Below are 26,120 nucleotides of genomic sequence, written 5' to 3' on the forward strand. Positions count from 1 at the left end.
CCAATGGATAAAGCGCTCCTCATCGTCGAGTCCCCCGCCAAGGCCAAGACCATCAAGAAGTACGTGGGCAACCGGTACGACGTGCTCGCCAGCAAGGGCCACATCAAGGACCTGCCCAAGAAGGGCGGGGTCGACATGGAGCACGGCTTCGAGGAGAGCTACGAGCTGCTCGAGGAGAAGGGCAAGGCCGAGATCATCAAGGCCATCCGGACGAGCGCGAAGAAGGTGGGCAAGGTGCTGCTCGCGACCGACCCGGACCGCGAGGGCGAGGCCATCGCGTTCCACCTGCGGGACATCGTCAAGGACGTGAACCCCGAGGTCGAGGTGCAGCGCGTGCTCTTCAACGAGATCACGAAGAAGGGCGTCCTGGCCGGGCTCGAGGAGCCGCGCGAGCTGGACGCCAACCTGTACGAGGCGCAGCGCACTCGGCGCGTGCTCGACCGCATCGGCGGCTATCCGCTCAGCAGCTTGCTGTGGAAGAAGCTGACGTTCGGCCTGTCGGCCGGGCGCGTGCAGACGCCAGCGCTGCGTATCATCGTCGACCGCGAGCGTGAGCGCGAGGCGTTCGTCCCGCAGAACTACTGGTTGGTCGACGCGCAGCTGATCGGGAAGAGCGGCGTGGCGTTCGCCGCCAACCTGGTCGAGGTGAACGGCGAGAAGCTCGAGCGCGTCGGCTCACGCCCTGCCGCCACCAGCGAACCCGCCGCGGCGCGCTACGTCAGCGACCTGCGCTCCGCGACCTACCGCATCCGCGAGATCGGCCGGCGTCAGTCGAGCCGCAAGGCCCCGGCGCCGTACATCACGAGCAAGCTGCAGCAGGACGCCAGCACGAGGCTCGGCATGGCACCCAAGCGCGCGATGTCCGTGGCACAGCAGCTCTACGAGGGCATCGAGCTGGGCAAGGGCAAGAGCGCCGAGACCGTCGGTCTCATCACCTACATGCGTACGGACAGCACGCGCGTCTCGGACGACGCCATCACCGCCTGCCGTGGCTACATCGAGACCACCTTCGGCAAGGACGCGCTGCCTCCCAAGCCCAACGACTTCAGCTCCAAGAAGAAGGCCAACGTACAGGACGCTCACGAGGCCATCCGCCCGACCAGCATGGAGTACCCGCCGGAGGCTGTGGCCAAGTACCTGAAGGAGCCCCAGCTCAAGCTCTACCGCATGATCTGGAACCGCTTCGTGGCGTCGCAGATGGTGCCCGCGGTCTACGACCAGACCAGCGTGGACATCGAGGCCCGCGGCGGGAGCAGCGTCTACGGGCTGCGTGCTTCGGGAAGCGTGCTCAAGAAGGCCGGCTGGCGTGAGGTGTGGCTGGCCGCGGCGAGCAAGGGCGACGAGAGCGATGCCGAGTCCAGCGAGCCCAGCGACGCAGAGGTCGAAGGCAACGGCGAGGACGGCGTGGTGGTGGCCGAGTCCGGCACGCTCCCGCTGCTGGACGACGGCGAGACACTGACGCTGGTGGACCCGCCGGGCGCTCAGTTCACACACAAGGCTACCGAGCCGCCGCCCCGCTTCAACGAGGCGAGCATGGTGAAGAAGCTGGAGGAGGAGGGCATCGGACGCCCGTCCACCTACGCCGAGATCATCAGCAAGGTGCAGGCGCGTGACTACGTCGAGAAGGTCGGCAACCAGCTGCGTCCCAGCGACCTGGGCCGCCTGGTGATCGAGAAGCTGGTGGAGGACGGCTTCGACCTGGCCGACATCGGGTTCACGCGCAAGCTGGAGGAGAGCCTCGACGCCGTGGCGGAGGCGTCGGCCAAGCGCTTGGACGTGCTGGCGCCGTTCCACGAGCGGCTGCAGGCGCAAATCGCCAAGGCCAACGAGACCAAGGACAAGTGGTGGCCCGAGCCCTTCGCCATCGGCGAGGCGTGCCCCGAGGACGGCGCGCAGCTGATGCAGCGCTGGGGCCGCAACGGCGTGTTCATCGGCTGCGAGAACTACCCCGAGTGCAAGTACACGCGGAACATCCCGAAGGAGGGCGAGGAGGACCAGAGCCGCGAGCCCGAGCTGACGGACTACGACTGCACCGAGTGCGGCGCCAAGATGATGAAGCGCTGGGGGCGCAACGGGTTCTTCCTCGGCTGCTCCAGCTACCCCACGTGCAAGGCCACCCGACCAGTGCCCCTCGGGTTCCACTGCCCGAAGTGCAAGGTCGGCGACATCATCGAGATCCGCTCGCGCGGCGGGAAGACGTTCTACGGCTGCACCAACTACAACTCGGACGAGAAGTGCGACTTCCGCTCGTGGCAGAAGCCCATCGGGGTGCCCTGCGAGCAGTGTGACGCGCAGTTCCTGGTGTGGATGGGCGGCAAGAAGAGCCCCACGCTGAAGTGCGTGAACCCCACCTGTGACTACGAGACGCCGTTCGACCCGGACGCGTTCGAGGCCGAACAAGAGGCGCAGCGCGCGGCGGAGCGCGCCGAGAAGCGGGCAGCCGCCGAGGCCGAGGAGAGCGCACCGCCCAAGAAGGCCGCCGCCAAGAAGAAGACCGGCTCGGGATGAGCACCCCCATCGCGACCACGGTGACGGTCGTCGGGGCGGGCTTGGCGGGCACCGAGTGTGCCTACCAGCTCGCCGAGCGTGGCGTGCACGTGCGGCTCCTCGAGCAGAAGCCGCTCAAGCGCACGCCCGCGCAGCACATGGACACGCTGGCCGAGCTGGTGTGCAGCAACTCGTTTCGCGGGAACGACCTGGGCAACGCGGTCGGGCTCCTCAAGGAAGAGCTGCGGCGCGTCGGGTCGCTCGTCATGTCGGTGGGCTCCGCGACGCAGGTGCCGGCGGGTGGCGCGTTCGCGGTGGACCGCGACCTGTTCAGTGCGGAGATGACCCGGCGCATCGACGCGCACCCGCTGATCGAGCGCGTGGCGACCGAGGTCGAAGCCATCCCCGACGCTCGCCCCGTGGTGCTCGCGACCGGTCCGTTGACGGGCGATGCGCTCGCGGCTGACCTGGCTGCGGCCATCGGCGAGGCCCACCTGGCCTACTACGACGCCATCGCGCCCGTCGTCACGGCGGACAGCATCGACTGGGACGTCGCGTTCCGCCAGAGCCGCTACGACAAGGGCGGCGACGACGCGTACGGCAACTGCCCCTTCACGAAGGAGGAGTACGAGGCCTTCGTCGAGGCGCTGCTCGCGGCCGAGAAGGTCGAGCCCAAGACGTTCGAGAAGATCCGCTACTTCGAGGGCTGCCTGCCCATCGAGGTGATGGCCGAGCGCGGCTACCGGACGTTGTCGTTTGGCTGCATGAAGCCCGTGGGCCTGACCGACCCACGCACGGGCAAGCGTCCCCACGCGGTGGTGCAGCTGCGGGCCGAGAACGATCCGCCCACCGCGTACAACCTGGTGGGCTTCCAGACGCGCATGAAGTGGCCCGACCAGAAGCGGGTGTTCCGCATGATCCCGGGCCTGGCGAACGCCGAGTTCGAGCGGCTGGGCAGCGTGCACCGCAACACGTTCGTCAACGCACCGAAGGTGCTGGACGATCAGCTGGCGCTGCTCACGCGACCGGGCGTGTACCTGGCGGGGCAGGTCAGCGGCGTGGAGGGCTACATCGAGAGCGCCGCGCTCGGCTTCCTGCTCGGCGTGCAGCTCGCGCGCGCCGTGCAGGGGCTGCCCGAGGTCCCCGTCCCGGACACGACCGCGCTCGGGGCGCTGCGCGGCCACCTGCGCCGCGACAGCCCCAATTTTCAGCCCAGCAACGTGGTCTGGAGCATGTTCCCCGAGCTGCCGGGCGCGCCCCTGCGCGACAAGAAGCTGAAGAAAGAGCGCATGGGGCAGCGCGCGCTGGCCGACCTCGGCGCGTGGCTCGAGCGCATCGCGTAGGGGCTCCTCGTCCGCGTTCTGGTCCTAGCGCCCATGTCGGACGGCGGCGGGCGTCCCCCACCGCGACGCGGTCGCGCGGACTGGCCTGCTCACGCGCGGCGTAGCCGCATGGACGTGATCTCCGGAGGAACCATGGTGCGCACCGGCGGGCCCCAGTAGCAGGTGCCACGGTTGACGTACACCTGCATTCCGTCGACGACGCCGAGCCCCTTCGAGACGGGGTGGACGAGGCCGACGAACAGGTTCCACGGGAAGAACTGGCCGCCATGGGTGTGTCCGCTGAGCTGGAGGTCGAAGCCCGCCGCCGCCGCCTCGAACGCGCTACGTGGCTGATGCGCCAGGAGGATCTTCTTGGCATCCGCGGGCGCTCCGCGGGCTGCGCCTTGCGGATCGCTGCCCTTCTCGCCGCGGCGTCCGCGCGAGCTGTAGTCCGTCACGCCGGCCACCACCAGCCGAGCGTCCCCGTGGGTGAGCACCACGTGTTCGTTCTCGAGGACGCGCATGCCCAGGCGGGTGAACTCGGCGCACCACGCGTCCACCCCAGAGTAGTATTCGTGGTTGCCGGTGACGAAGTACACGCCGTGCGGAGCGCGCAGGCGGCCCAGCGGGGCGACGTCGCGTCGGAGGTTCGCGACGCTGCCGTCCACGAAGTCGCCCGTCGCCGCGATCATGTCGGGCCCCAGCGCCAGTACGCGATCCACGATGGGCGTGATGAACTCGGCGTCGATGGTCATGCCCACGTGGACGTCGCTGATCTGGACGATGTGGAACCCGTCGAACGCCTCGGGCAGGCCCGGGATGCGCACCTCGACCTCGTACACCTCTGGCCCGAGGCGCGCTTGCACGGCGCCGACGCCGACCGAGAGGGCGCTGAAGCCGGCCCCCAGCGCGCCGCCCCCGTTCGTCAAGAAGGCGCGCCGGCCCGGGTCTCGCGGCGCGTCGTCGGGGCGCGTCTCGGTCGTCCACCCGTCGGCGGCGCGTGTGTCGGCCGCGCGCTCCGCGCCGCCGCCCGCGCGGCCGGCCCAGCGCCCGAGGCGAACCGCCGCGCGCGTGACGAGCAGGCCGAGGTCTCGCGCAAGCGTGACCGCGAACAACACGCTGAAGAACGCGAGGTACGTCCACGTGACGTAGCGCAGCGCCAGCACGAAAGGGCCCGTCGCGTCGCGCCCGAGCGCCAGCAGGAGAGGCCCCAGCGCGAAGCAGGCGGCGAGCAGGCCGTACAGCCCGAGCTTCGAGACTCGCCCGAGCGTGAGAGGGCGTACCACGCGGGCCGCCACATACACGTGGGGGAGCGCCAGGAACAACCCGACGAACAAGGCGAATCGCAACACTCAGTGGTCTCCGGCGTCTGACTCGGGCCCGTTGCGTCGCAGGTCGCGCGTCTTGCGCGCGAGAGGGTGGGCCCGCTCGTAGGTCGCCATCATGCGGTCGGTCGTTACGTGCGTGTATCGCTGGGTCGTGCCGAGGCTGGCGTGCCCCAACAGCTCCTGGATGCTGCGCAGGTCCGCCCCAGCGTCCAACAGGTGTGTGGCGCAGGTGTGCCGGAGCGTGTGTGGGTGCAGGTCGGGGCGACCGGCCCCCCGTTCACCGTAGCGCTTCACGACGTTCTGCACCTGACGTGGCCCCAGACGTGTGCCGAAGCGCCCCAAGAACACGGCCTGTGGGTCCTGCTGACCGTCGCGGTCCACGAGGTCGGCGCGACGTTCCAGGTAGTTCCTGAGCGCCGTCACGGCCTCCGGCCCAAGGGGCACGAGCCGCTCCTTGCGTCCCTTGCCGAGCACCCGCGCGCGACCCTCGCCCAGCTCGAGCGCGCCGAGCGAGAGCCCCGCGACCTCGCTCACGCGTGCGCCGCTGCTGTAGAGCAGCTCGAGCAGGGCGCGGTCGCGGAGCTGAAGCGTGGCGGCGCGGGCCTCGTCTGCTGGGCTCTCCGTCGGACGGGTGGGCGACTCGACGACGCGCAGCGCGTCCTCCACCGTCACGAACTCGGGCAGCGGCTTGCGCACCCGAGGTCGCTTGAGCGTCGCCGCGGGGTTGCTGCGGACGTGGCCGCGCTTCTCCAAGTAGCGGTAGAACGCGCGCAGCGCGCTGACCTTGCGCGCCATCGTCGCGGACGAGCGCCCCTCGAACGAGCGCGCGAGGAACGCGCGCAGGGTCCCGGTGGTGAGCGCCGCGGCGTCCAACGGGAGCTCGTGCTCGACGCAGTACGCGTGCAGCGCGGCGAGGTCGCGGAGGTAGGTCGCCACGGTCAACGGTGAGGCGCGCCGCTCGTTTGCGAGGTGCTGCTCGTAGTCGTCGAGCTGGCGGCGGAGGGTGTCCACCCGTCCACCGTAGCAGGCACGGACGAAAGCACCGCATTCGCGTCCCTCGTGGGGCACGGGGGCGACCAGGGGTCAGCTCGACGGAGCGTCGCCACGCGCCAGCCGAGCCCCCAGCAACACGTCGACGAAGGTCGCCGCGGTCGCTGTGGTCGCCGCGCGTCGCGCGCCCGCTTCGAGGCGGCAACGGAGCGCGTCGTCTTGGTCGAGGCGGTCGATGGCTGCAGCGAGCGCGCGTGGATCCTCGGGCTCGACGAGGAGGGCGTTCTCGCCATCGTCCAAGTGATCGCGCATGGCGGGGGTGGCCGAGGCGACGACCGCGCGGCCGGCGGCGAGGGCCATCGCGGCCACGGTGATGCCTGCGGCGCAGGTCGGGTCGCGCGACAGCGGCAGGACGACGAAGCGGCTCGCTGCCAGCGCGCGGTAGAACGCCATGAACTCGACCGTGCCGCGGTACACGATGCCCGCGCTCGGTGGCGGCGCGGTGCCGCCGTGGAAGACGTGGATGTCCGACGACGCGGAGCGCCGAGCGGCGCTGGCTTCGACGAGCGTCTCGAGGTCGCGCAGGTGGTTGCCGCCGGAGAAGACGTAGGAGGCATCGGGCTCGTCCCCGCGCCCGAAGTCCTGTGGGTCCACCACATACGGGTGCACCCGCACGGCTCCCCGCGGCACGCCGTACCAGTCGTAGAGGGCGGCGTAGCCCGGGAAGCACGAGATGACCTCGAGCCTGTCGCTCGGCCACCAGGGGCCTTGCGCCCGCGCGTCCCCGTCCGGCACCCACGCAGCGCGAAACGCGTCGAACATGCCGAGCATGTGGAAGTCCATCACGCGGACGTCGATGTCGGACGCACACGGCGCTCTGGCGTAGAGGTCGCGCAGCTCCTCGTAGCCCGTGCAGAGGACCAGGTCGTCGTGCCGCAGGTCCAGCGTACCCGCGGGGGGAACGTGGACCGCCGGGACGCCCCGCCGCTCTATCTCTTCGATCACGCGCCGCACGGTCGAGCGGTTCATGACCGGGTCTGCCGGCAGCCCGAAGACCACCACGCGCCCTGGCGACGGTGTCCGAGTCGCGGCCGGCGCCATGGGCCACGTCGCGGCTGGCCCGAACACCGTGGCTCGGCGGTTCGTCGCGGCGCGCTCGAAGCCGATGACGCGCAGGTGGATGCCGCAACGCGTCGCCTCGCGGTCCGCGTCCGTCAGCACCGCTCGGGCCTCTTCGTCCGACAGCCGGGCCGCCGCGCAGATGCCGCGGTCGTCGGTGGGCAGGACGTCCCGGAGCTCCACCTGGTCGCACGACAGTCGCTTCGCCAGCGCGAACAGCGCGGGCAGCTCCGGCGCGCTGTCGCGCGTCACCACGAAGCAGAGTGTGCGGCGCGTTTGAGTCGTCGTGGCCTGCGCGAGCGCGGTCACGGTCTGCCGGAACGCCCCCGCCACCCCCACCCGAGCGTCGTGGGTCGCGGCGGTCGCGCCGTGAAGCGACACCCGAACGCCAGCCAGTCCGCGAGCGACCAGCTGCGCCAGTCGCCCTGGCTTCGCAAGTGCCCTCCCGTTCGTCACCAGGACAGGTGACACCCCGCGGCTCGCGACGCGTTCGATCAGCTGCGGGAGGTGCGGGCTCAGCGTCGGCTCTCCTCCCGACAGCCGGACCTCCACCTCGCCCGGACGGGAAGTCGATGGGCCGGGCACGGCGTCGATGGCGCGCAAGAGGTCGTCGAGGGGGACCTGGGCGCCGTCCAGCGTGGCGGACTCGGAGCAGACAGTGCAGGCGTTGTTGCAGGTCCGCGCGACGCGCAGCCAGTGTACCGTGGGCATCGCGCGAGCATACATGAGTGACCTGATCGGCCCCAGGCCCGCGCCTGCGCCGCGTGGCGGCGGCCTGCGCGGCGGCTGGGCATGCGGGCTCTGCCGCGCCCCTGCACATCCGACGGAATGCGCCGGGCGTCGCGTGCCCACGTTGACAGGTGCAGGGTGGGTTCTTAGCTTCGGCCCCTTGTGACTGCTCCCCACGACGAATCCATGCGCATCCGGTCCACCACCATCGTCGCGGTGCGCCGCAACGGGCACGCCGCCATGGCGGGTGACGGGCAAGTGTCGCTCGGCCAGACCATCATGAAGGGCCACGCGCGCAAGGTGCGTCGCATCGCCGATGGTCGCATCGTCACGGGCTTCGCCGGCGCGACGGCCGACGCCTTCACGCTCCTCGAGCGCTTCGAGTCGAAGCTCACGGAGAGCCGCGGAGGGCTCCAGCGCGCGGCCGTCGAGCTGGCCAAGGACTGGCGCACGGACCGCTACCTACGCCGCCTCGAGGCCATGCTGGTGGTCATGGACGCCGAGCACACGCTCTTGCTGAGCGGCACGGGCGACATCATCGAGCCAGACGAGGGCATCTTGGCGATCGGCTCCGGCGGGAGCTACGCGCTCGCAGCGGGGAGGGCCCTCATGCGTCACACGGACAAGTCCGCGGCGGACATCGCGCGCGAGTCCCTGCTCATCGCGTCCGAGATCTGCGTCTACACGAACGGCGAGATCGTGCTCGAGGAGATCACCCAGTGAGCCGCTCGGCCTTCACTCCGCGCGAGACCGTCGGCGAGCTCGACCGCTACATCATCGGTCAGCAGGCCGCCAAGCGCGCCGTCGCCGTGGCCCTGCGCAACCGCTGGCGCCGTCAGCAGGTGCCCGGCGACCTGCGCGACGAGATCTCGCCCAAGAACATCATCCTCGTGGGCCCCACGGGTTGCGGCAAGACCGAGATCGCGCGGCGCCTGGCGAAGCTCGCGGCCGCGCCCTTCGTGAAGGTCGAGGCCTCCAAGTTCACCGAGGTGGGCTACGTGGGCCGCGACGTGGAGTCGATGGTCCGCGACCTGGTCGAGAACGCCATCCAGATTTGTCAGGCCGAAGAGCGCGAGGCGGTGGCCAACCGCGCCCGCGAGCAGGCCGAGGAGCGCGTCATTCGCCTCCTGTGGGCCATCGACCACCCGCCGCCGCCGCCACCACCTCCACCGCCGCCTGGCAGCAACGCGCCCAAGCCGAACATGCTGGTGCCGTTCATGATGGGGTCCCCTCCTCCGCCACCCCCGCAAGGGCCCGAACCCACGGAGGCCGAGCTCGGCGAGATGCGCCGCATGCTGCGCGAAGGACAGTACGACGGCCGCAAGGTTCCGCTCGACGTGGAGGCGTCGGCGGGGAACCCGTTCATGACCATCTTCGGTGGCGGCGGCGGCGAGGAGATGGAGATCAACCTGCAGGACATGCTGGGGCAGATCCCTGGCTTCAAGCCGCCGCAAGCGCCGAAGAAGCGACGCGAGCTGCTGGTCCCCGAGGCGTTCGCCGTCATCCTCAAGGAGGAGACCGACAAGCTGGTCGACCACGACAAGATCAAGCGCGACGCGCTGCGCCGCACCGAGCAGGACGGCATCATCTTCCTCGACGAGATCGACAAGGTGGGCGCCCGCCAGGGGCATCAGGGGGCGGACGTCAGCCGCGAAGGGGTGCAGCGCGACTTGCTACCCATCGTGGAGGGGTCGACGGTCAGCACCAAGCACGGCCCAGTGAAGACCGACCACGTGCTCTTCATCGCGGCCGGAGCGTTTCACGTGAGCAAGGTCAGCGATCTCATCCCCGAGCTGCAGGGGCGCTTCCCCATCCGGGTGGAGCTCAAGCCGCTGACCAAGGCGGACTTTGCTCAGATCCTCAAGGAGCCACGCAACGCGCTCACCCGCCAGTACGAGGCCCTGATGGCGACGGAGGGGGTCACCCTGCGCTTCCAGGACGACGCGATCGAGGCCATCGCCGCCTACGCGGAGCAGGCCAACGAGCGCGCCGAGAACATCGGTGCGCGTCGGCTCCACACCATCCTCGAGGCGCTGCTCGAGGACCTCTCGTTCTCGGCCTCCGAGCGCGGTGACTCGGAGTTCGTCGTGGACGCAGCCTTCGTCAACCGCACGCTCGAGCCGGTCATGGCCCACCAGGACGTCGCCCGCTACATCCTCTGACGCGAGCGCCGGGCGCGTGGTCGGTGGGCGTCGCTGACCGCAGGGTGCTATACGGCGGCCCGCGATGCAGGACATCATCAACAAGGCCGCGGTGCTCCTCGAGGCGCTGCCCTACATCCGACGCTTCCATGGCGAGACCTTCGTCATCAAGTACGGGGGCCACGCGATGATCGACCCTGCGCTGCGCGACGGCTTCGCGCGCGACGTGGTGCTCATGAAATACGTCGGCCTGAACCCCGTGGTCGTGCACGGCGGCGGGCCTCAGATCGACGAGACCCTCGCCTCGATGGGTGTCGTGTCGGAGCGCCTCGACGGCCTGCGCGTAACCGACGACAAGACCATGGACGTCGTCGAGATGGTGCTCGGGGCCAAGCTCAACCAGGCCATCGTCTCGCTCATCGCGGCGCACGGCGGGCGTCCGGTCGGGCTCACGGGGCGCGACGATGGGTTCCTGCGCGGCGAGCGCGTCACGCAGATGCGCACGAAGTCGGGCCGTGTGGTGGACCCCGGGCGCGTGGGCGCCATCACGTCGGTCAACCCTCAGCTGCTGCGCACGCTGATGGCGGGCGGGTTCATCCCGGTCATCGCGCCCATCGTGGCGGACGCGGACGGCCAGTCGCTCAACGTCAACGCCGACACCGTCGCCGGCAACGTCGCCGCCGCCCTCACGGCCCGCAAGCTCGTGCTCATGACCGACATCGAGGGAGTGCGCGGCGCCGACGGCCAAGTCATCAGCTCGCTCACGGCGGAGGACATCGAGCGCCTGGAAGCGCAGGGGGTCATTCAGGGGGGCATGATCCCGAAGGTGCGCTGTGCCCTCGACGCGCTCGCGGGCGGGGTCACCAAGGCGCACATCGTCGACGGGCGCGTGCAGCACGCGGCGCTCCTGGAGATCTTCACGGACAAGGGCATCGGGACCGAGATCACGCGGTGAGGCCGCGCGTGTGCGCATCACGTGCGAACGGGTGGGCGACGCTGCTACACTCGCCGGCCCATGTCGAGTCACGAAGCCACGCAGTCCGAGCTGCTCACGCGCGCCCGCGCCGTCCAGCTGGGCAACTACGCTCCAGCACCCCTGGTGTTCACCCGCGGTGAAGGCCGCCGCTTGTACGACCGCGACGGGCGGGCGTTCCTCGACCTGAGCGGCGGGGTGGCGGTGAACAGCGTCGGGCATGGGCACCCGGTGCTCGCCGCGGCCATCGCGGAGCAGGCCGCGCGCTTGATGCACGTATCGAACCTCTTCTATAACGACCGCGCCATCGAGCTGGCTTCCGCCATCGTCGACCGCACGGCGTTCGATCGCGTGTACTTCTGCAACTCGGGCGCGGAGGCCAACGAGTCGCTCCTGAAGCTCGCGCGTCGCTTCCATCACGAGCAGGGGCAGGGCGACCGGGTGGAGCTCGTCAGCACACACCGCAGCTTCCACGGCCGAACGCTCGGAGCGCTCTCGGTCACGGGTCAGGACAAGTATCACGTGGGCATGGGGCCGCTCCTGCCCGGCGTACGCTTCGTCCCGTACAACGACGTCGACGCGCTCCGGGCCGTCATCGGGCCGCGAACCGCCGCCGTCCTCCTCGAGCCGGTGCAGGCGGAGGGGGGCATCATCCCTGCCGCCCCCGGCTATCTCGAGTCCGTGCGGGCGCTGTGCGACGAGGCCGGAGCCCTCCTGTTGTTCGACGAGGTGCAGACTGGCTACGGGCGCCTCGGTACGTTCATGGGGGCGGAGCGCAGTGGCGTCGTCCCCGACGCGTGCTCGCTCGCCAAGGGCATCGCGGGCGGCTTCCCTCTAGGCGCCATCGCCGTCACGGAGCGACTGGCCAACGGTCTGCCGCCCGGCAGCCACGCCAGCACCTTCGGCGGCAACGCGCTCGCGTGCGCCGCGGGCCTCGCCGTGCTGCGCATCTTCGACGAGGAAGGCGTCCTCGAGAACGTCGTACGGGAGGGCGACTACTTGGGACAGCGCCTTCTCGAGCTCGCGACGCAGCTGGACGCGGTGGTTGAGGCGCGTGGCGATGGGCTCCTGCGTGGCCTCGTGCTGAGCGACGGCGTGGATCCCGGTGCCGTCTGGCGAGCCATGCTGGACGCGGGTGTGGCGCTCACGTTGGCGGGTGGCAACGTGTTGCGCTTCACCCCCTCGCTCAACGTCACCCGCGAAGAGCTCGACGAGGGACTGGCCACCGTCGCGGCCGTGCTCGCAAAGACCGCGGAGGTGGCGGCGTGACGCGGCACTTCCGGACGCTGCTCGACCTCGACGCCAACGAACTGGTCGAGGTGCTCGACCTCGCCGACAGGCTGAAGGCCCAACGTGGGACCCCCGCCGCGCTCGCGGACAAGCCCCTCGCAGGGAAGTCGGTCGCGGTGGTGTTCGAGAAGGCGAGCACACGGACGCGCATCTCCTTCGAGGTGGGGATCCACGAGCTCGGCGCGCAGCCGGTCGTGCTCATGGCGTCGGACACGCAGATGGGACGCGGCGAGCCCTTGTCCGACACCGCCCAGATGTTCAGCCGCTTCGTGCATGCGGTGGCCTATCGCACCTTCGGGCACGACAAGATCGTGGCGCTGGCCACCGCCTCGAGCGTGCCCATCGTGAACGCGCTCTCCGACGCGTACCACCCGTGCCAGCTGCTGGCGGACCTGCAGTGCGTGCGTGCGGAGCGTGGTCGGCTCGAGGGTGTACGCGTCGCGTGGATCGGGGACGGGAACAACATGGCCCACTCGTGGATCAACGCCGCAGCTCGCACGGGCCTCGAGCTGCGGCTGGCCTGCCCCGAGGGGTATCAACCGGATCCCGCCATCCTCGCCAACGCGCGCGCGCTCGGCGCGAACATAGCGCTCACCGATGATCCCCGCGAAGCGCTGGCCGGGGTCGAGGTGGTCACCACGGACGTGTGGACGTCGATGGGGCAAGAGGCCGAGACGCAGGCTCGTCTGCGTGCTTTCGAGGGCTACATCGTCGACCGCGAGGCCATGCGCCTGGCGGACGCGTCGGCCATCTTCCTGCACTGCTTGCCGGCGCACCGCGGCGAAGAGGTCAGCGCCGACGTCATCGATGGCCCGCAGAGCCGCGTCTGGGACGAGGCGGAAAACCGCCTGCACGCGCAGAAGGCCCTCTTGTTGCACCTTTTGGGATAGGCTGACAGCACCGACAGATGTCACTGGCGTTCGACGAAATTCCTGAGCTGGTCGAGGGGCTGGACGCCAAGACGCTGCCCCTTTCGGCCGTGGAGGGGTTCGTCCTGTCGCGCGTGGACGGGGTCTCCACCGCGAAGGAGATCGCGGACTCCACCGGCATCGGCGAAGAGCTCGCGTTGACGGCGCTCTCGCGGCTGGTCGGTCTGGGCGCCATCCGCGCCCGCCCCGCGCCAGCCAAGCCCGCCGCCTCACCCGCACCCGCCGCTTCCACCCCCGTGACCGACGAGCAACCGAACAAGCGCTTCGGCCGCCCCAAGTCGGTCGCTCCGCAGCGCGTCCACACCATCCCCCCGCCAGCCGGGACTCCTCGTCGCTTGTACGATCCGCAAGAGCTCGAGGAGGAGGTCGCGCTCGACGACACGCGCAAGCGGCGCGTGCTCGACGTGTTCTACAAGCTCGGCACGGCGGACCACTACGACCTGCTCGAGGTCGGTCGTGATGCGACGAAAGACGAGATACGCGACTCCTACTTCGCGCTGTCCAAGGAGTTCCACCCCGACACGGCGTTCGGCAAGGATCTCGGCAGCTACAAGGCCAAGATGGAGAAGATCTTCACGGCGGCTACCGCGGCGTACGACGTGCTGTCCAGGAAGGCCCGTCGCGCTCAGTACGATGCCACGCTGCCGCCCCCGACCCCCGAAGACCTGCAGTGGCGTGAGCGCCGCGGCAGCCAGCCGGGAGCGGCGGCGAGCGGGGCGAAGCGGACGGCAGAACCTGCACACTCGCCTCTCACCACCCCCAAGGTGCAGCAAGCGGCCACGGTCGAGGTCCCTCCAGCGGCGGCGTCCAAGCCGACGGTGTCCACGACCGTCACCGCGCCGCCCGTCGCCCCTCGCCCCACCACGCCCTCCGACGTGCGCTCGACGGTCTTGGGCCACGCCCCCGCGCGTCGCGCCGTGGCGCCACCGACGCCCGGCGGCCAGCACAGCGTGACACAACCGTCGATGGCTCCCGCGACCCGACCGTCGGGGTCCGCCGAGAGCCCGACGTCGGGCGCGGGTGTGGTGCTCCCGGTGCCGTCCACCCTCCCGGAGCCGCCGTCGGCTCCCCGTGCGCCCAGCCCGCCGTCCGCGGACCAGATGAAGCGCTCCCAGGACCTGCTGAAGATGCGGCTCATGGGGGGGCGCCGCATCACGACGGGGGCCGACCTGCCCAACCCGCTGAGCGCCCGGACCACGACCGTGTCCCAAGCGCCTGTCGCGCGCAACCCCGAGGTCACGCGCGGCGATGTGCTCCGCGGTCTCGCCGGGTCGCTCCGAGACGCGTCCATGGTCACCGGCAGCGGGCAGCTCCGCAGGCACCTGGTGGCCGCGGGGGAGGCGGAGGCCAGCGGTGACATCAAGGGAGCCCTCGGCGCGCTCAAGCTCGCCGCCGGGCTGGCCCCAGACGACGCGACGGTGCTCGGCCACATCCAGCGCCTCGAGGGGCTGCGCTCGGTCGAGGAGGCGCCGATGTTCGAGAAGCGCGCTCTCGCCGAGGAGAAAGCTGGGCAGTGGTCCCAGGCGGCGCTGTCCTGGTTGCGCGTGGTCGAGGGCCGCCCCAACGACATCAACGCTGCGCGGAGCTGCGCCAACGCGCTGCTGGAGGCGAACCTGGACCTCAAGAAGGCTCGTGACCTGGCGTTGCGCGTCGTGGCCGTCGAACCAGAACGGGTGAGCTCGCGCACCTTGCTGGCACGCATCTACGTCGCCGCCGGGATGGCCTCGAGCGCCCGCCGTGAGCTGGACGCTGCCACAAAGCTGGACCCCGAGAACGAGATCGTGAAGAATCTCCTTCGTGAGCTTGGCTAGTCGTCCGTCCGCGTGACGAGCGAACGTTCTCAGGAGATCCATGGATAAGGTCATCGGAATCGATCTCGGCACCTTCAACTCGTGCGTGGCAGTGGTCGAGAACGGCACGCCCGTCGTGGTCGCGAACCGCGGCGGCTACAAGGTGACTCCGTCGATGGTCGCGGTGACGGAGGGCGGCAAGCGCCTCGTCGGGCACATCGCCAAGCGGCAGGCCGTCACCAACGCCGAAAACACGGTCTACGCAGCGAAGCGCCTCATCGGCCGCAAGTTCAACTCGCCCCAGGTGGAGTCCACGGCGAAGAACGCGCCGTACTCCATCGTCCCGGGGCCGAACGGCGACTGCCGCATCAAGCTGCGCGACAAGCTCTACAGCATCCCGGAGGTCAGCGCGATGATCCTCCAGGAGATGAAGATGATCGCGGAGGACTACCTGGGCCACGAGGTCCAGAAGGCCGTCGTCACCGTCCCCGCGTACTTCAACGACGGACAGCGGCAGGCCACGAAGGACGCCGGCCAGATTTCCGGCCTCGACGTCATCCGCATCATCAACGAGCCCACGGCCGCAGCGCTGGCCTACGGCTTCGGCAAGAACATCGACCGCACCGTGGCGGTCTACGACCTCGGTGGTGGCACCTTCGACATCTCCATCCTCGAGATCTCGAGCAACGGCGTGTTCAAGGTCATCAGCACCGCGGGCGACACCTTCCTCGGTGGCGAGGACTTCGACCAGCGCATCATCGACTGGCTCGTGGAGGGCTTCCTCGAGGAGCACGGCATCGACCTGCGCCGTGACCGCATGGCCCTGCAGCGCCTGAAGGACGCGGCCGAGAAGGCCAAGTGCGAGCTGAGCTCGGTGGTGGAGACCGAGGTCAACCTGCCGTTCATCATCTCGAGCGCGCGCAACGAGGCGCTCCACTTGCAGCGCCTGCTCACGCGCTCGCAGCTGGAGGAGCTCACGCGCGACCTGGCCGACCGCACCATCGAGATCTGCGAGATGACGCTGCGCGAGGCGGGCCTCGAGCGCGACGAGATCGAGGACGTCATCTTGGTGGGCGGCATGACGCGCATGCCCGCCATCCAGCGCGTGGTCAGCGAGTTCTTCGAGCGCGAGCCGTGCAAGGGTGTCCACCCCGACGAGGTCGTCGGCCTGGGTGCGTCGATTCAGGGGGCCGCGCTCGTCGCCGAAGACGGCGACATGGACATGGTCCTGCTCGACGTCACGCCGCACACGCTGGGCATCATGGTCGTCGGCGGGTACTTCGAGGAGCTCATCCCGCAGAACACCACCGTCCCCACGGCGCGCTCGAAGCCGTTCACCACCGTGCGCGACAACCAGACCGCGGTGAAGATCCTGGTGCTGCAGGGCGAGTCCCGCCGCGCCGAGGAGAACGAGCTGCTGGGCGAGTTCGTCCTCACCGGGCTGCGCCGCGCGCCGGCGGGCGAGGTGGAGGTGGACGTCACGTTCGAGATCAACGCGGACGGCATCGTGAGCGTGCACGCGCGCGACATCGAGACGGGCAAAGAGCAGTCCATCACCGTCACGGCCACCAGCGGCCTCACCAAGGACGAGGTCGCGTCCATGATGGACCAGGCGCAGGAGTACGCCGTGGCGCGCCGCTCCGACGAGGCCTCCGAGAAGGCCAAGCAGGAGGCCGAGACGCTCATCGCGGAGATCGAGGGGCTGTTCCCCGAGGTCCAGGCGGTGGTGGCGGGCAGCGACTTCGGCCGCGACGCCATCGAGAAGGCCCGCGCCGTGGTGGCGCGCGCGCGAGAGCTGATGGAGCGAGGCGACTCGGCCGCGCTCACGGAGCAGATCGACGCGCTCAACCGTACGCGGCGCATGTTCAAGGGGGTCGTGGGCAAGTCCGCGTAGCGCGGTGGCCACCACAGTCCCATGTCTGACGAATCGCGTGACGACAGAGCGACCCGACCGCCAGGCAAGCCCGCAGCGAAGACCGACCCTGGGACCTCGGGTCGTCGCTACGTGCCCCCGTCGCCAGGGGGCATCCCGGCGCCGTCAGCGTCCGTCCCGCTGAGCCTCGACCGTCGCCCGTTGGGTGATGCCCTGGGCCAACGCGACCGCGGTCGTGTGACCATCAACTTCAGCGGGCCCCCCTTGGACCTACCGCCCATCGGCTCGCCGCCCACCCCGTCGTCTCTGGCGCCCGCGCCCCTTCCCGGGCCACTCGCCCTTCAGGATGCCGTGGCCCCCACGGCGCGCCCTCCACGCCGCGCCCCCTCGACGGCGTCCATGCCCGCGCGGGAGCGCGACGTCGGGGAGGACGACGCGCAGGACGATCACGACGCGTGGGTGACGGAGCGCAAGCGGCGCAGCACGCTCCCGCCCACCGCCGGCATCGCGACCCCCAGTGTGCGTCCGCAGGCTGCAGCCGGGGTTGCCCTCCAACATCGCTGGGTGTCCGCCCACCAAGCGCGCTTGCGAAGCGAGCCCAGCTCCGGCGCCATCGATCTCCCGGATGCGGGGGGCGATGCGTTGACCCTCGCGGACCGCGGGCGGCCCTCCGAGCCGCAGATCGACCTGATGGCCGAGGTGCGCGCGCGCTACGCGCTCGACGACCTGACCGGCGCGCTCAAGATGGCCGAGTTGGTGCTGGGGGCGGACGACGCCAACGCCGAGGCGCAGGGTTTTGCGTCGAGCTGCCGCCACCGACTCGAGCTGCTCTACACGTCCCAGCTCGGGCCGCTGGACGCGGTGCCGCGTGTGGACGTCCCCGACACGGACATCCGCTGGCTCGGTCTCGACCACCGCGCGGGGTTCCTGCTCTCTCGGGTCGACGGACTCACCACCCTGGACGAGCTGCTCGACCTCAGCGGCATGGAGCGGCTCGAGGCGCTCAAGACCGTGCTCAGCCTCGTCGACGCAGGCGCCATCCGCATTCCCCGGTAGTGGCGCGCGCTGCTGGCGAGCGCTTGCGACCCGTCGCCTTCGCGGCTAGCCTGCGGTTCTGCTCGAGTTGAAGGAGCGGTGTGTGCCGTCGGCATCGAGGACGGCGATCGAGTTTTGGACGACCCTCCTCAAACCCTCTTCGCGCTTGCCCTCGTCACCTTCGCCGGTGTCGCCTTCTCTGCGACCAGCGGAGGGCTCGCGGCGCTTGGTGAGGCTCGCCTGCACGCCATCGCAGAGGAGGGCGACGCGCGCGGCCGTGCCGCGCAAGACGTGCTCGCGCGGCTCCCGCAGCTCCGAACGCGCTTGGTCGTCGGTCGCTTCATCTGCATCGTGGCGATGGCGCTGCTCGCCTTGCGCGCGACCCAGGACCCGCAGGCGGCCGTGCTCTGGCTCATCCCTGCGGCCATCGTGTACGGGGTGCTCGCGGACGTCGCCTCGTCCATCACCCGCCGCCGCGCAGCGCGCATGGCGCTCCCGCTCGTGCGCTTCATGCGTCCGCTCGAGCTGCTGGTGGCGCCCGTGGCCGTGCCCATGGTGCTGCTTCGTCGGCTGACCGAGCGGTGGGTGGAGCCCGCGCAGGAAGAGAACCCTGCGCAGATCACCGCGCTCGCCGTGGAGCACATGATCGACGCTGGCGAAGAGCAGGGGTCCATCGAAGAGGGGCACGCCGAGATGTTGCGCAGCCTGCTCGACTTCCGCGACACCGTGACGCGTGAGGTGATGGTGCCGCGGCCGCGGGTGGTCGCGTTCTCCCTGACCACGGACATGCCTGCGCTGTTGGACGGCGTGGTCGAGAGCGGGCACAGCCGTTACCCCGTGTACGGCGACGGTCCAGACCAGATCGAGGGTATTCTCTACGCGAAGGACCTGTTTCAAGCGCTGCGAGGGGTGCAGGACCCCGCCGAGCTCGAGCTCGGGTCGCTCATCCGCAAGCCCGCGTTCATGGTGAGTGACGCTGCCAAGATCGTGGACGTGCTACGCGAGATGCAGGCCCGTCGGTCGCACCTGGCCATCGTGAAGGACGAGTTCGGGGCCACGTCGGGGGTCATTACGTTGGAGGACATCCTCGAGGAGATCGTCGGGGAGATCCAGGACGAGTACGACGACGACGAAGACGTCGCGCGCATCTCCGAGGTCACGCCGGGGCAGTACAACGTCGACGGCGCCATGCTGGTCGACGACCTCGAGACCGAGCTGGATGCGACGCTGCGAGAGGGGACCTCGTCGGACACCATCGGCGGTCTCATGGTCGAGCTCGCCGGACGAGTACCCGTGGTCGGCGACGTGGTGCAGGTGGGCGACTTCGAGCTGACGGTGAAAGAGGTGGACGGACGCCGCGTCAGCCTCCTGCAGCTCACCCCCCGGACGACCCCCGAAGAGCAGGGCGCCACCGGCTGACGGGAACCCAGGGGGACGGAAGCAGCATCCCCTGCTACCCTCCGCGGTCCATGGCCTACACCGTCTTTGCTCGCAAGTACCGTCCACAGACCTTCGAGGACCTGGTGGGCCAGGAGCACGTGGCGCGCACGCTGCGCAACGCCATCGCGGCCGACCGCGTGGCGCACGCCTTCCTGTTCACTGGCGTGCGAGGTGTCGGGAAGACCACCAGCGCGCGCCTGTTGGCCAAGTGTCTGTGCTGCGAGCAGGGCCCCACCGCGACCCCGTGCAACGTGTGCCCCCCGTGTGTGGACATCACGGCCAGCGTGGACGTGGACGTGCAGGAAATCGACGGCGCGTCCAACAACGGCGTGGACGATGTGCGGCGACTGCAGGAGTCCCTGCCGTACCGGCCGCAGCGGGACCGCTTCAAGATCGTGATCGTCGACGAGGTGCACATGCTCTCCGCGGGTGCCTTCAACGCCTTCCTCAAGACGCTCGAGGAGCCCCCGCCGCACGTGAAGTTCATCTTCGCGACGACGGAGAGCCACAAGGTCCCCGTCACGATCCGTTCGCGCTGCCAGCGCTACGACTTCCGGCTCATCCCCCAGAGCGTGGTCGCGAAGGCCGTGCGCCGCATCCTGGACGCGGAGGGGGTCGTCGCAGACGACGCGGCGGTGAACCTGGTGGCGAACGAAGCAGCCGGGTCGATGCGAGATGCCCTCACGCTGCTGGACCAGATCGTCGCGTTCGGCGATGGAGAGCTCGTCGGCGCCGAGGTGGCAGAGACGCTCGGCATCGCCGCGCGGGAGTCGCTCTTCGCGGTGGTGGAGGCGACGCTGACGGGCGACGGTGCAGCCGTGCTCCGGGCGGTGCAGACGTTGGCCGGCAAGGGCGTGGACACGGGTCACCTCAGCCGTCAGCTGGTCCAGCTGTTGCGCGACTTGGTGGTGCTGCGCGTGGCGGAGGGCGTCGACGAGCTGGTCGACTTCGTGGACGCGGAGCGCGAGCGAGCTCGCGAGCTGGCCGAGAAGGTGTCGGTCCTCGAGCTGCAGCGCGTGTTCTCTGCGGTGTCCAAGCTGGTGGACGACGTGGCGGTGTCCAGTCAGCCGCTGCGCGTCCTCGAGATGGGCCTGGTGCGTGTGGCCACGCGGCCGCCCCTCGAGGACGTGGCCACACTCTTGGCGCGGCTCGCGGCGGTGCAGAAGGCCCTGTCCGACTGGGACGGTGGTGGGCGGGGCCCGCTCGGCGGAGGGCCGGAGAACGCACGCGGCGGCGGCCCCGCGCGCGGGGGTGGGGCGCCCCGTCGGGCAGACGCCGCGCCGTCCGACGTGGGCGGGGGCAACGTCGAGGCACACCTCGCTCCGGAAGCCGACGCCGCTCCGCAGCCGCGCGACGAAGCTGGGCCGAGCCGAGCGGTCGAGGGGGTGGCGACCGTCGGGACAAACACCCCCCTCGCGTCCGCCCCCACCGCGATGCGCGACGCGGTGGTGGAGCCCGCCTCGGACTCCGAGGCCAGCGAGCCCGCGCGGGCAACCGCAGCGACCGGGTCGGGAGCCCCGCCTCGGGAGCGTCCCGCTCCGCCGCGCCGAAGCGCCCTCGCTGCGGCGCTCGCGTACGCGGAGCGCGCGAGCGAGCCACCGAGCGCTTCCGGGCCCGCCCGCGACGAAGCGCGCAGTGAGCAAGGGGTCTCCGAGGGCCCCAGCGCCGCTCCCGAGGTTGGAGCGGGCGCAGCGGGACCCCGCGACGTGGCGCACCAGGCCTTTCCGGAGGCTGGGGCCGCTCGACCCACGCCGTCCCAACCCACCCTGAGGCGTTCCTCGTTCCTCGAGTGGGAGCAGCTCGTCGCACGCATCGAGCACGCGTCGCCCGCGCTGGCCGGCGCCCTCGAAGAGGCGGTGCCCAGGCTCGTCAACGCGGACCGGGTGCTGCTCGCGTTCCACTCGGACTTCACGCGCTCCTTGGTCGAGCAGGGGGCCGACGTGCTCCTGGCCGCAGCCGCGGCGCACTTCGGGCAGCGTCCCGAGCTGGCGCTCGACCTGCTCGACGCCAGTGAAGGGGCAGGACAGTCGCTGGCGGCTGTCAGCCAATCCCGCCGGGACGCGGCGAAGAACAAACGAAAACACGAGGCGCTCGCCCACCCGATGGTGCTAGAAGCCTTCGACATCTTCCCCGACGCCCGCGGTAAGGCGGTCGTTCGGTTCGAGGCATGACCCTCTGAGAGGTACGGCGACATGAAGTTTCGCGGTGGAATGAACGAACTCATGCGGCAGGCGAGCCGCATGCAACGCAAGATCGAGAAGCGGCGGGAGGAGCTGGCGACGGAGGAGTTCGAGGCCGGCGCGGGCAACGATCAGGTCAAGGCCGTCGCCACGGGGAACGCCGAGATCGTCCGCATCACCATCGACCCGGCGCTGCTCGAGTCCGAGGGGCTCGAGATGGTGCAGGACCTGGTCGTCGCGGCTTGCAACGCCGCCCTCACCAAGGCCCGCGAGCACGTCGATGGCGAGCTGGAGCAGGTCACGGGTGGCCTCAAGATCCCAGGCATGACCTGAGTCCGTGGCCGACGCGGACCCCATCGCGGAGCTGATTCGCCTCCTGGCGCGCCTCCCGGGCATCGGTGAGCGGAGCGCCGGCCGGCTGGTCTTCCATCTCCTGGCGGGGGACTCGGCCTACACCGAGGCCCTCGGGGGTGCCCTGGCGGCGCTGCATGAGCGCGTGAAGCGCTGCGTGGACTGCGGAAACTTCGGGGCCACCGAGCGCTGCGGAATCTGCCAAGACCCGCGCCGGGACGACGCCGTCTTGTGCGTCGTCGCCCGCGTGCCCGACCTGCACGCCATCGAGCGCAGCGGCAGCTTCCGGGGGCGCTATCACGTGCTGCACAGGCTTTTGGCGCCGCTCGACGGGGTCGGCCCGGCAGACCTCCCGCTCGACGCGCTGGTCGAGCGCGTGCGTCGGCACGGCACCCGCGAGGTCATCGTCGCGACGCCGCTCAACGTCGAGGGGGAGGCCACGGCGCTGTTCGTGGCGCAGGTGTTGGCCGCCGAGGGCGTCACGGTCAGCCGTATCGCGAGCGGCATGCCGCACGGCAGTGAGCTGGAGTTCACTGATCAAGTCACCCTCGGCCGCGCGCTCTCCGGCCGCCGCGCGCTCGGTTGACGTACCGCGGGTGGCGGGACCACCCGCCGCAGGCGGTCATCGCGATGGCGGCCCCTCGGGCGTCGGGTCAGCCGACCAACTGGCTGACCACGCGCACGGACTCCGGGCTGAGGCCTCCCAGCTGGCCGGCCAGCTGGCGTAGCGGCTCCGCGTTGATCATGTCCTCCGCCACGGACGCGGGCACGATCCGGCGCACGTCGCGGTGGTAGCGCGGGAGGTCGTACCAGGGGACGCAGAAGTTCAGGTGGTGCTCGAAGTGCAGCGTGATGTTGAACGGCATCAGCGCCCTGCGTCCGAAGAACAGCGTCGTGCGCGAGCGGAAGAATGGATCGCGCTCGTGTCGCAGCGCGCCGCCGTGCTCCAGCGCGCCCTTCACCAGGTTCCACGCCGTCAGCACGTGGATCCCGAGGAACGCCGCGAGGGCTACCGGGCCGCCGAGCGTGAGCCCGGCGACGGTCAGCCCTACAGCCCAGATGACGATGAAGGCCACGATCACGCCCTTGCTGCTGGACGACTTCCCCCCGGCCCGCTTGGTGCGAAAGATGGTGCGCTCCAGAAACAGCCAGCCCGGGATGAAGACGTTGCGCGCGACGCCCACCGCGAGGGGCCGACCGACCTCGCAGTTGTACTGCTGCGGATCGTTGACCTCGAGCGGCCGCACGTGGTGTTCGAGGTGCCCGCGCTCCCAGTGCTTGCCGTAGTGCGTCGCGAACACGGTGGCGACCAACGTGCCCGGGATGCGGTTGAGCCACAGGTGGAGGCGCCGGTCCTCCGCGATGAGGAACATCGCGTGCGAGGCCTCGTGCACGACCAGCACGAACAGCGCGAAGTAGAGCCACCCGAACACCACGGACGCGACAGGCACGTAGAGCAGCGGGCTGATCACCGTGCCCGCCCACGCCGTCACGACGAGCGCCGCCAGCAGCAGCAGCGCACAGCCCGCGTTGATGGCGTTGTGCACGACGGCGCGCTTCGTACGGTAGTGGTACGCCTGGCCCGCGCGGATCGCCTCGTAGATGAACGCTGGGTGTCGCACACCCGTCCTCACCACGGGAGCTCGTCGCCGTTGGCGTGACGGAAGGAGCCGCTGGTCCCTGCGTCGAGCTCGTCGATGCGCTGCAGCAGCAGGCGCGCGCTCTCGTCGGCGTCGATGAGCCCCGTGTTGCCGGTCATGCGCGTGCGCACGTAGCCGGGGTGCAGCACGCCCACCGCGATGCCTCGGGGCGCGAGGTCGATGGCCAGTGACTTGCCTGCAGCGTTGAGCGCGGCCTTGCTCATGCGGTAGCCGTAGTGCGAGCCGCTGTCGTTGTCGGCGATGGAGCCCATGCGGCTGGTCAGGAGCGCGACCTTCGATCCGGGCGCGAGCTGCTCCAGCAGGGTCGAGACCATGCGCAATGGCGCCAAGGCGTTGACCTCGAACTGCCGCCGGACCGACGCGACGTCCAGGGGCGTGAGCGCGTTGCGCTCGAGGACACCCGCAGCCAGCACCAAGAGGTCGATCGGCGCGCCGGCCAAGGCATCGCTCGCCGCGGTGACGCCCTCGTCGCGGGTCACGTCGACGCCCGCGTACACGCGGGCTCCCAGCGGCGCGAGCTCGTCGTTCCCGCTACGGCACACCACGCTGACCTGCCACACCGGTTCCGTGCGCGCGCACAGCTGGCGCACCATCTCGAGGGCAATCCCCCGGTTTCCACCCACCACGACTGCATGAGGCATGGCTCATCATCGCGGCGCTGGCCCCAAATGTCGACACCGGGCTACGCTCGCGAGACGTGTCCTCGCTCACACCGTCACCCACCCCGGCTCCTCGTGTTGGCAGGCTCCGTCGCTGGTTCAAGCGCGTCGCGGTGCTCTTCGTCATCATCTTCGTCGTCCTGGTCGGGGTGGGCTTTGCCCTGGACGAGCCTCGCCCGGTCGGGATCCCGGGGCCCGCGGCCGAGGCGCTCGCGCGGCGCATGCAAGACGCCGTCGCGCGCGACCGTTGGGACGAGACGGGCGCGGTGGAGTGGAGCTTCTTCGTCAACCACCACCTGTGGGACCGCCAGCGGGGCTTCGTGGAGGTGCGCCATGGAGACCTGCGCGTGCTGCTGCGCACCCACGACCAGACGGGCGTGGCGTATCGAGGAGGTCAGCCTCTGCGTGGTAGCGAGCTGCGCGACGCGCTCGACGATGCCTGGGCGTACTTCTGCAATGACTCGTTCTGGCTCAACCCCATCGTCAAGGTCTTCGATGACGGCACCTCGCGGTCCATCGTCCCGGTGGACGGGCGCGACGCCCTCTTGGTGGAGTACGCGTCGGGTGGCGTCACGCCCGGCGATGCGTACCTGTGGATTCTCGACGACGACGGGCTGCCACGTGAGTGGCGCATGTGGGTCAGCGTGCTCCCCATCGGGGGTGTGTCGACGCCATGGGGCGGCTACGTGACCCTACCGACGGGCGCTAAAGTGGCCACTCGTCACGGCGACGGTCTGCTGGGCTTCGAGCTGGGCGACGTGCGCGGCGCCAGCGCGCTGTCGGACTTGTACCCCGACGCCGATCCGTTCGCGTCGCTGGTTGGTTCTCCGCCCCGCTGACGAGCCGAGAAAGGGTTCGCGTGGCTGCCGTGTTGGCGCCATAATCCCAGCGCATGAACGTCCACCGCTGCTCGCGCACCCTGGCCGCAGTCGGGCTCCTGATCGCCGCGCTCGGGGCAGCCCAGGCCGTGCCCTCGCGGGCGAGCGCGCGCGTGATGGCTCCGGACCCCCTGGTGGTCGTCGTGGAGTCCGAGTTCCGCAGGACCGACGCTGCGGCCGTGCGCGCCGCCATCGCGGAAGCCCTGGGCACCCCCGTGGTGCGTCTCACGGACCCCGGTGCGCAGCACGCGCGCGGGACGCTCTCCATCTCGTTCTCGTCCGACGGACGCCACGCACACATCTACTTCCGCAAGGCCTCCGGCGAGCAGGCGGCGGTGCTGCTCGAGGTGGTCGCGGGCCGTGGCGCTGACGCGGCGGGCCGCTGGGTGGCCGAACCGGCAGCCGCCGCCGTGCGCACGCTGGATCGCTGGAACGACATGACCCCCGCGAGCGAGGTGCTGGATCCCTGGCTGCTCGAGCGCGTCCAGCCGTCGGCGCCGGGCGAGATCCACATGCTCTCGGACCTGGCCGACCCCTTCGAGGGTGAGCCCGCCGTGGACGTCAACATCGCGGTCGACCGCTACTACTACGGCAGCGAGGTCCTCAACCCCTGGGCGCACTCGAGCAACCCCGAGTCCGCCGAGCGCCTCGCCGCGCCCCGACCCACCCCTCGTTAGCATGCAAGCTGCCATCGGCCTCACCCTCGTCCCCGACGAAGACCTCGAAGCGCTCATCCGCCTCGCGTACCAGGGGCAGATCCCATTCCCCCTCGAGCGCCGTCGCCTGATGGAGCTCGGCCTCAACCGCATCGCCGACCACGCCAGCGTCATCGTGGGTCTCGACGAGCGCGCGCTGCGGGCCGTCGTGTCGGCGGTGCTCGCGGAGCGGCGGCGTGCGCGGGGCGACGAGCGCGCGAAAGCCCGCTGAAGAGCACTACCGCGGGGC

The 26,120-nt window shown here is 70.3% G+C and carries 22 protein-coding genes; 17 read left to right on the forward strand and 5 right to left on the reverse strand.

Annotation, left to right across the window (positions count from 1 at the left end; all coding sequences use genetic code 11):
- The first annotated feature begins 3 nt into the window (after window positions 1-3).
- Complete coding sequence (topA, locus tag H6726_26895; GenBank protein ID MCB9661305.1) at window positions 4-2,508, forward strand: type I DNA topoisomerase; 2,505 nt, start codon at window positions 4-6, stop codon at window positions 2,506-2,508.
- 8 nt (window positions 2,509-2,516) lie between these two features.
- Window positions 2,517-3,830: a methylenetetrahydrofolate--tRNA-(uracil(54)-C(5))-methyltransferase (FADH(2)-oxidizing) TrmFO gene (trmFO, locus tag H6726_26900; protein ID MCB9661306.1), complete on the forward strand. Its 1,314-nt coding sequence runs from the start codon at window positions 2,517-2,519 to the stop codon at window positions 3,828-3,830.
- An 89-nt stretch (window positions 3,831-3,919) separates the two neighbouring features.
- Here the strand turns inward: trmFO and H6726_26905 are convergent, their stop codons facing one another.
- From H6726_26905 to H6726_26915, 3 genes are all read right to left on the reverse strand, one after another.
- A complete protein-coding gene (locus tag H6726_26905; GenBank protein ID MCB9661307.1) occupies window positions 3,920-5,011 on the reverse strand; it encodes a metallophosphoesterase in 1,092 nt (363 codons plus the stop codon).
- Window positions 5,012-5,161: 150 nt separating this feature from the next.
- Complete coding sequence (locus tag H6726_26910) at window positions 5,162-6,148, reverse strand: tyrosine-type recombinase/integrase (GenBank protein MCB9661308.1); 987 nt, start codon at window positions 6,146-6,148, stop codon at window positions 5,162-5,164.
- Window positions 6,149-6,220: 72 nt separating this feature from the next.
- The gene (locus H6726_26915) at window positions 6,221-7,957 is read right to left on the reverse strand and encodes a radical SAM protein (GenBank protein ID MCB9661309.1); all 1,737 of its coding nucleotides are present in this window, start codon (window positions 7,955-7,957) and stop codon (window positions 6,221-6,223) included.
- Between the two features lie 204 nt (window positions 7,958-8,161).
- On the opposite strand from H6726_26915, the gene hslV reads away from it, so the two are divergent.
- The 12 genes from hslV to recR all read left to right on the forward strand — a co-directional run bounded on the left by hslV (window position 8,162) and on the right by recR (window position 22,563).
- A complete protein-coding gene (gene hslV / locus H6726_26920; protein ID MCB9661310.1) occupies window positions 8,162-8,698 on the forward strand; it encodes an ATP-dependent protease subunit HslV in 537 nt (178 codons plus the stop codon).
- A complete protein-coding gene (gene hslU, locus H6726_26925) occupies window positions 8,695-10,137 on the forward strand; it encodes an ATP-dependent protease ATPase subunit HslU (protein MCB9661311.1) in 1,443 nt (480 codons plus the stop codon). Before hslV ends, hslU begins: the two co-directional genes overlap by 4 nt.
- Before the next feature lie 64 nt (window positions 10,138-10,201).
- The gene (gene argB / locus H6726_26930) at window positions 10,202-11,071 is read left to right on the forward strand and encodes an acetylglutamate kinase (GenBank protein ID MCB9661312.1); all 870 of its coding nucleotides are present in this window, start codon (window positions 10,202-10,204) and stop codon (window positions 11,069-11,071) included.
- A 60-nt stretch (window positions 11,072-11,131) separates the two neighbouring features.
- A complete protein-coding gene (locus tag H6726_26935; protein MCB9661313.1) occupies window positions 11,132-12,358 on the forward strand; it encodes an acetylornithine transaminase in 1,227 nt (408 codons plus the stop codon).
- Window positions 12,355-13,269, forward strand: coding sequence for an ornithine carbamoyltransferase (gene argF / locus H6726_26940; GenBank protein MCB9661314.1), 915 nt, complete (start codon window positions 12,355-12,357; stop codon window positions 13,267-13,269). Before H6726_26935 ends, argF begins: the two co-directional genes overlap by 4 nt.
- Window positions 13,270-13,286: 17 nt before the next feature.
- Window positions 13,287-15,119, forward strand: coding sequence for a DnaJ domain-containing protein (locus H6726_26945; GenBank protein ID MCB9661315.1), 1,833 nt, complete (start codon window positions 13,287-13,289; stop codon window positions 15,117-15,119).
- 40 nt (window positions 15,120-15,159) lie between these two features.
- Window positions 15,160-16,992 carry a molecular chaperone DnaK gene (gene dnaK, locus H6726_26950; protein MCB9661316.1) on the forward strand — a complete coding sequence of 611 codons (1,833 nt, stop codon included), beginning with the start codon at window positions 15,160-15,162 and terminating at the stop codon, window positions 16,990-16,992.
- Window positions 16,993-17,013: 21 nt separating this feature from the next.
- Complete coding sequence (locus tag H6726_26955; GenBank protein ID MCB9661317.1) at window positions 17,014-18,027, forward strand: hypothetical protein; 1,014 nt, start codon at window positions 17,014-17,016, stop codon at window positions 18,025-18,027.
- Window positions 18,028-18,141: 114 nt separating this feature from the next.
- Complete coding sequence (locus H6726_26960) at window positions 18,142-19,425, forward strand: HlyC/CorC family transporter (protein MCB9661318.1); 1,284 nt, start codon at window positions 18,142-18,144, stop codon at window positions 19,423-19,425.
- Window positions 19,426-19,475: 50 nt separating this feature from the next.
- On the forward strand, window positions 19,476-21,617 hold the full coding sequence (gene dnaX, locus H6726_26965) for a DNA polymerase III subunit gamma/tau (GenBank protein ID MCB9661319.1): 2,142 nt from the start codon (window positions 19,476-19,478) through the stop codon (window positions 21,615-21,617).
- A gap of 21 nt (window positions 21,618-21,638) precedes the next feature.
- The gene (locus H6726_26970; protein MCB9661320.1) at window positions 21,639-21,959 is read left to right on the forward strand and encodes a YbaB/EbfC family nucleoid-associated protein; all 321 of its coding nucleotides are present in this window, start codon (window positions 21,639-21,641) and stop codon (window positions 21,957-21,959) included.
- 4 nt (window positions 21,960-21,963) lie between these two features.
- Window positions 21,964-22,563 (forward strand): recombination protein RecR, encoded by a 600-nt coding sequence (gene recR, locus H6726_26975; protein ID MCB9661321.1) that lies wholly within the window; start codon window positions 21,964-21,966, stop codon window positions 22,561-22,563.
- A gap of 67 nt (window positions 22,564-22,630) precedes the next feature.
- Here the strand turns inward: recR and H6726_26980 are convergent, their stop codons facing one another.
- On the reverse strand, window positions 22,631-23,599 hold the full coding sequence (locus tag H6726_26980; protein MCB9661322.1) for a fatty acid desaturase: 969 nt from the start codon (window positions 23,597-23,599) through the stop codon (window positions 22,631-22,633).
- A gap of 8 nt (window positions 23,600-23,607) precedes the next feature.
- Complete coding sequence (locus H6726_26985) at window positions 23,608-24,279, reverse strand: SDR family oxidoreductase (GenBank protein ID MCB9661323.1); 672 nt, start codon at window positions 24,277-24,279, stop codon at window positions 23,608-23,610.
- Between the two features lie 56 nt (window positions 24,280-24,335).
- Here H6726_26985 and H6726_26990 point away from each other — a divergent pair, with 56 nt between their 5' ends.
- The 3 genes from H6726_26990 to H6726_27000 are packed head-to-tail and all read left to right on the forward strand — an operon-like array spanning window position 24,336 to window position 26,102.
- Window positions 24,336-25,136, forward strand: a complete 801-nt coding sequence (locus tag H6726_26990) for a hypothetical protein (protein MCB9661324.1) — start codon at window positions 24,336-24,338, stop codon at window positions 25,134-25,136.
- 53 nt (window positions 25,137-25,189) lie between these two features.
- A complete protein-coding gene (locus H6726_26995; GenBank protein MCB9661325.1) occupies window positions 25,190-25,852 on the forward strand; it encodes a hypothetical protein in 663 nt (220 codons plus the stop codon).
- 1 nt (window position 25,853) lies between these two features.
- Complete coding sequence (locus H6726_27000; GenBank protein MCB9661326.1) at window positions 25,854-26,102, forward strand: hypothetical protein; 249 nt, start codon at window positions 25,854-25,856, stop codon at window positions 26,100-26,102.
- Window positions 26,103-26,120 lie beyond the last annotated feature (18 nt).

It is taken from the genome of Sandaracinaceae bacterium (assembly GCA_020633055.1).
Lineage (GTDB): Bacteria > Myxococcota_A > Polyangia > Polyangiales > Houyiibacteriaceae > JADJJE01.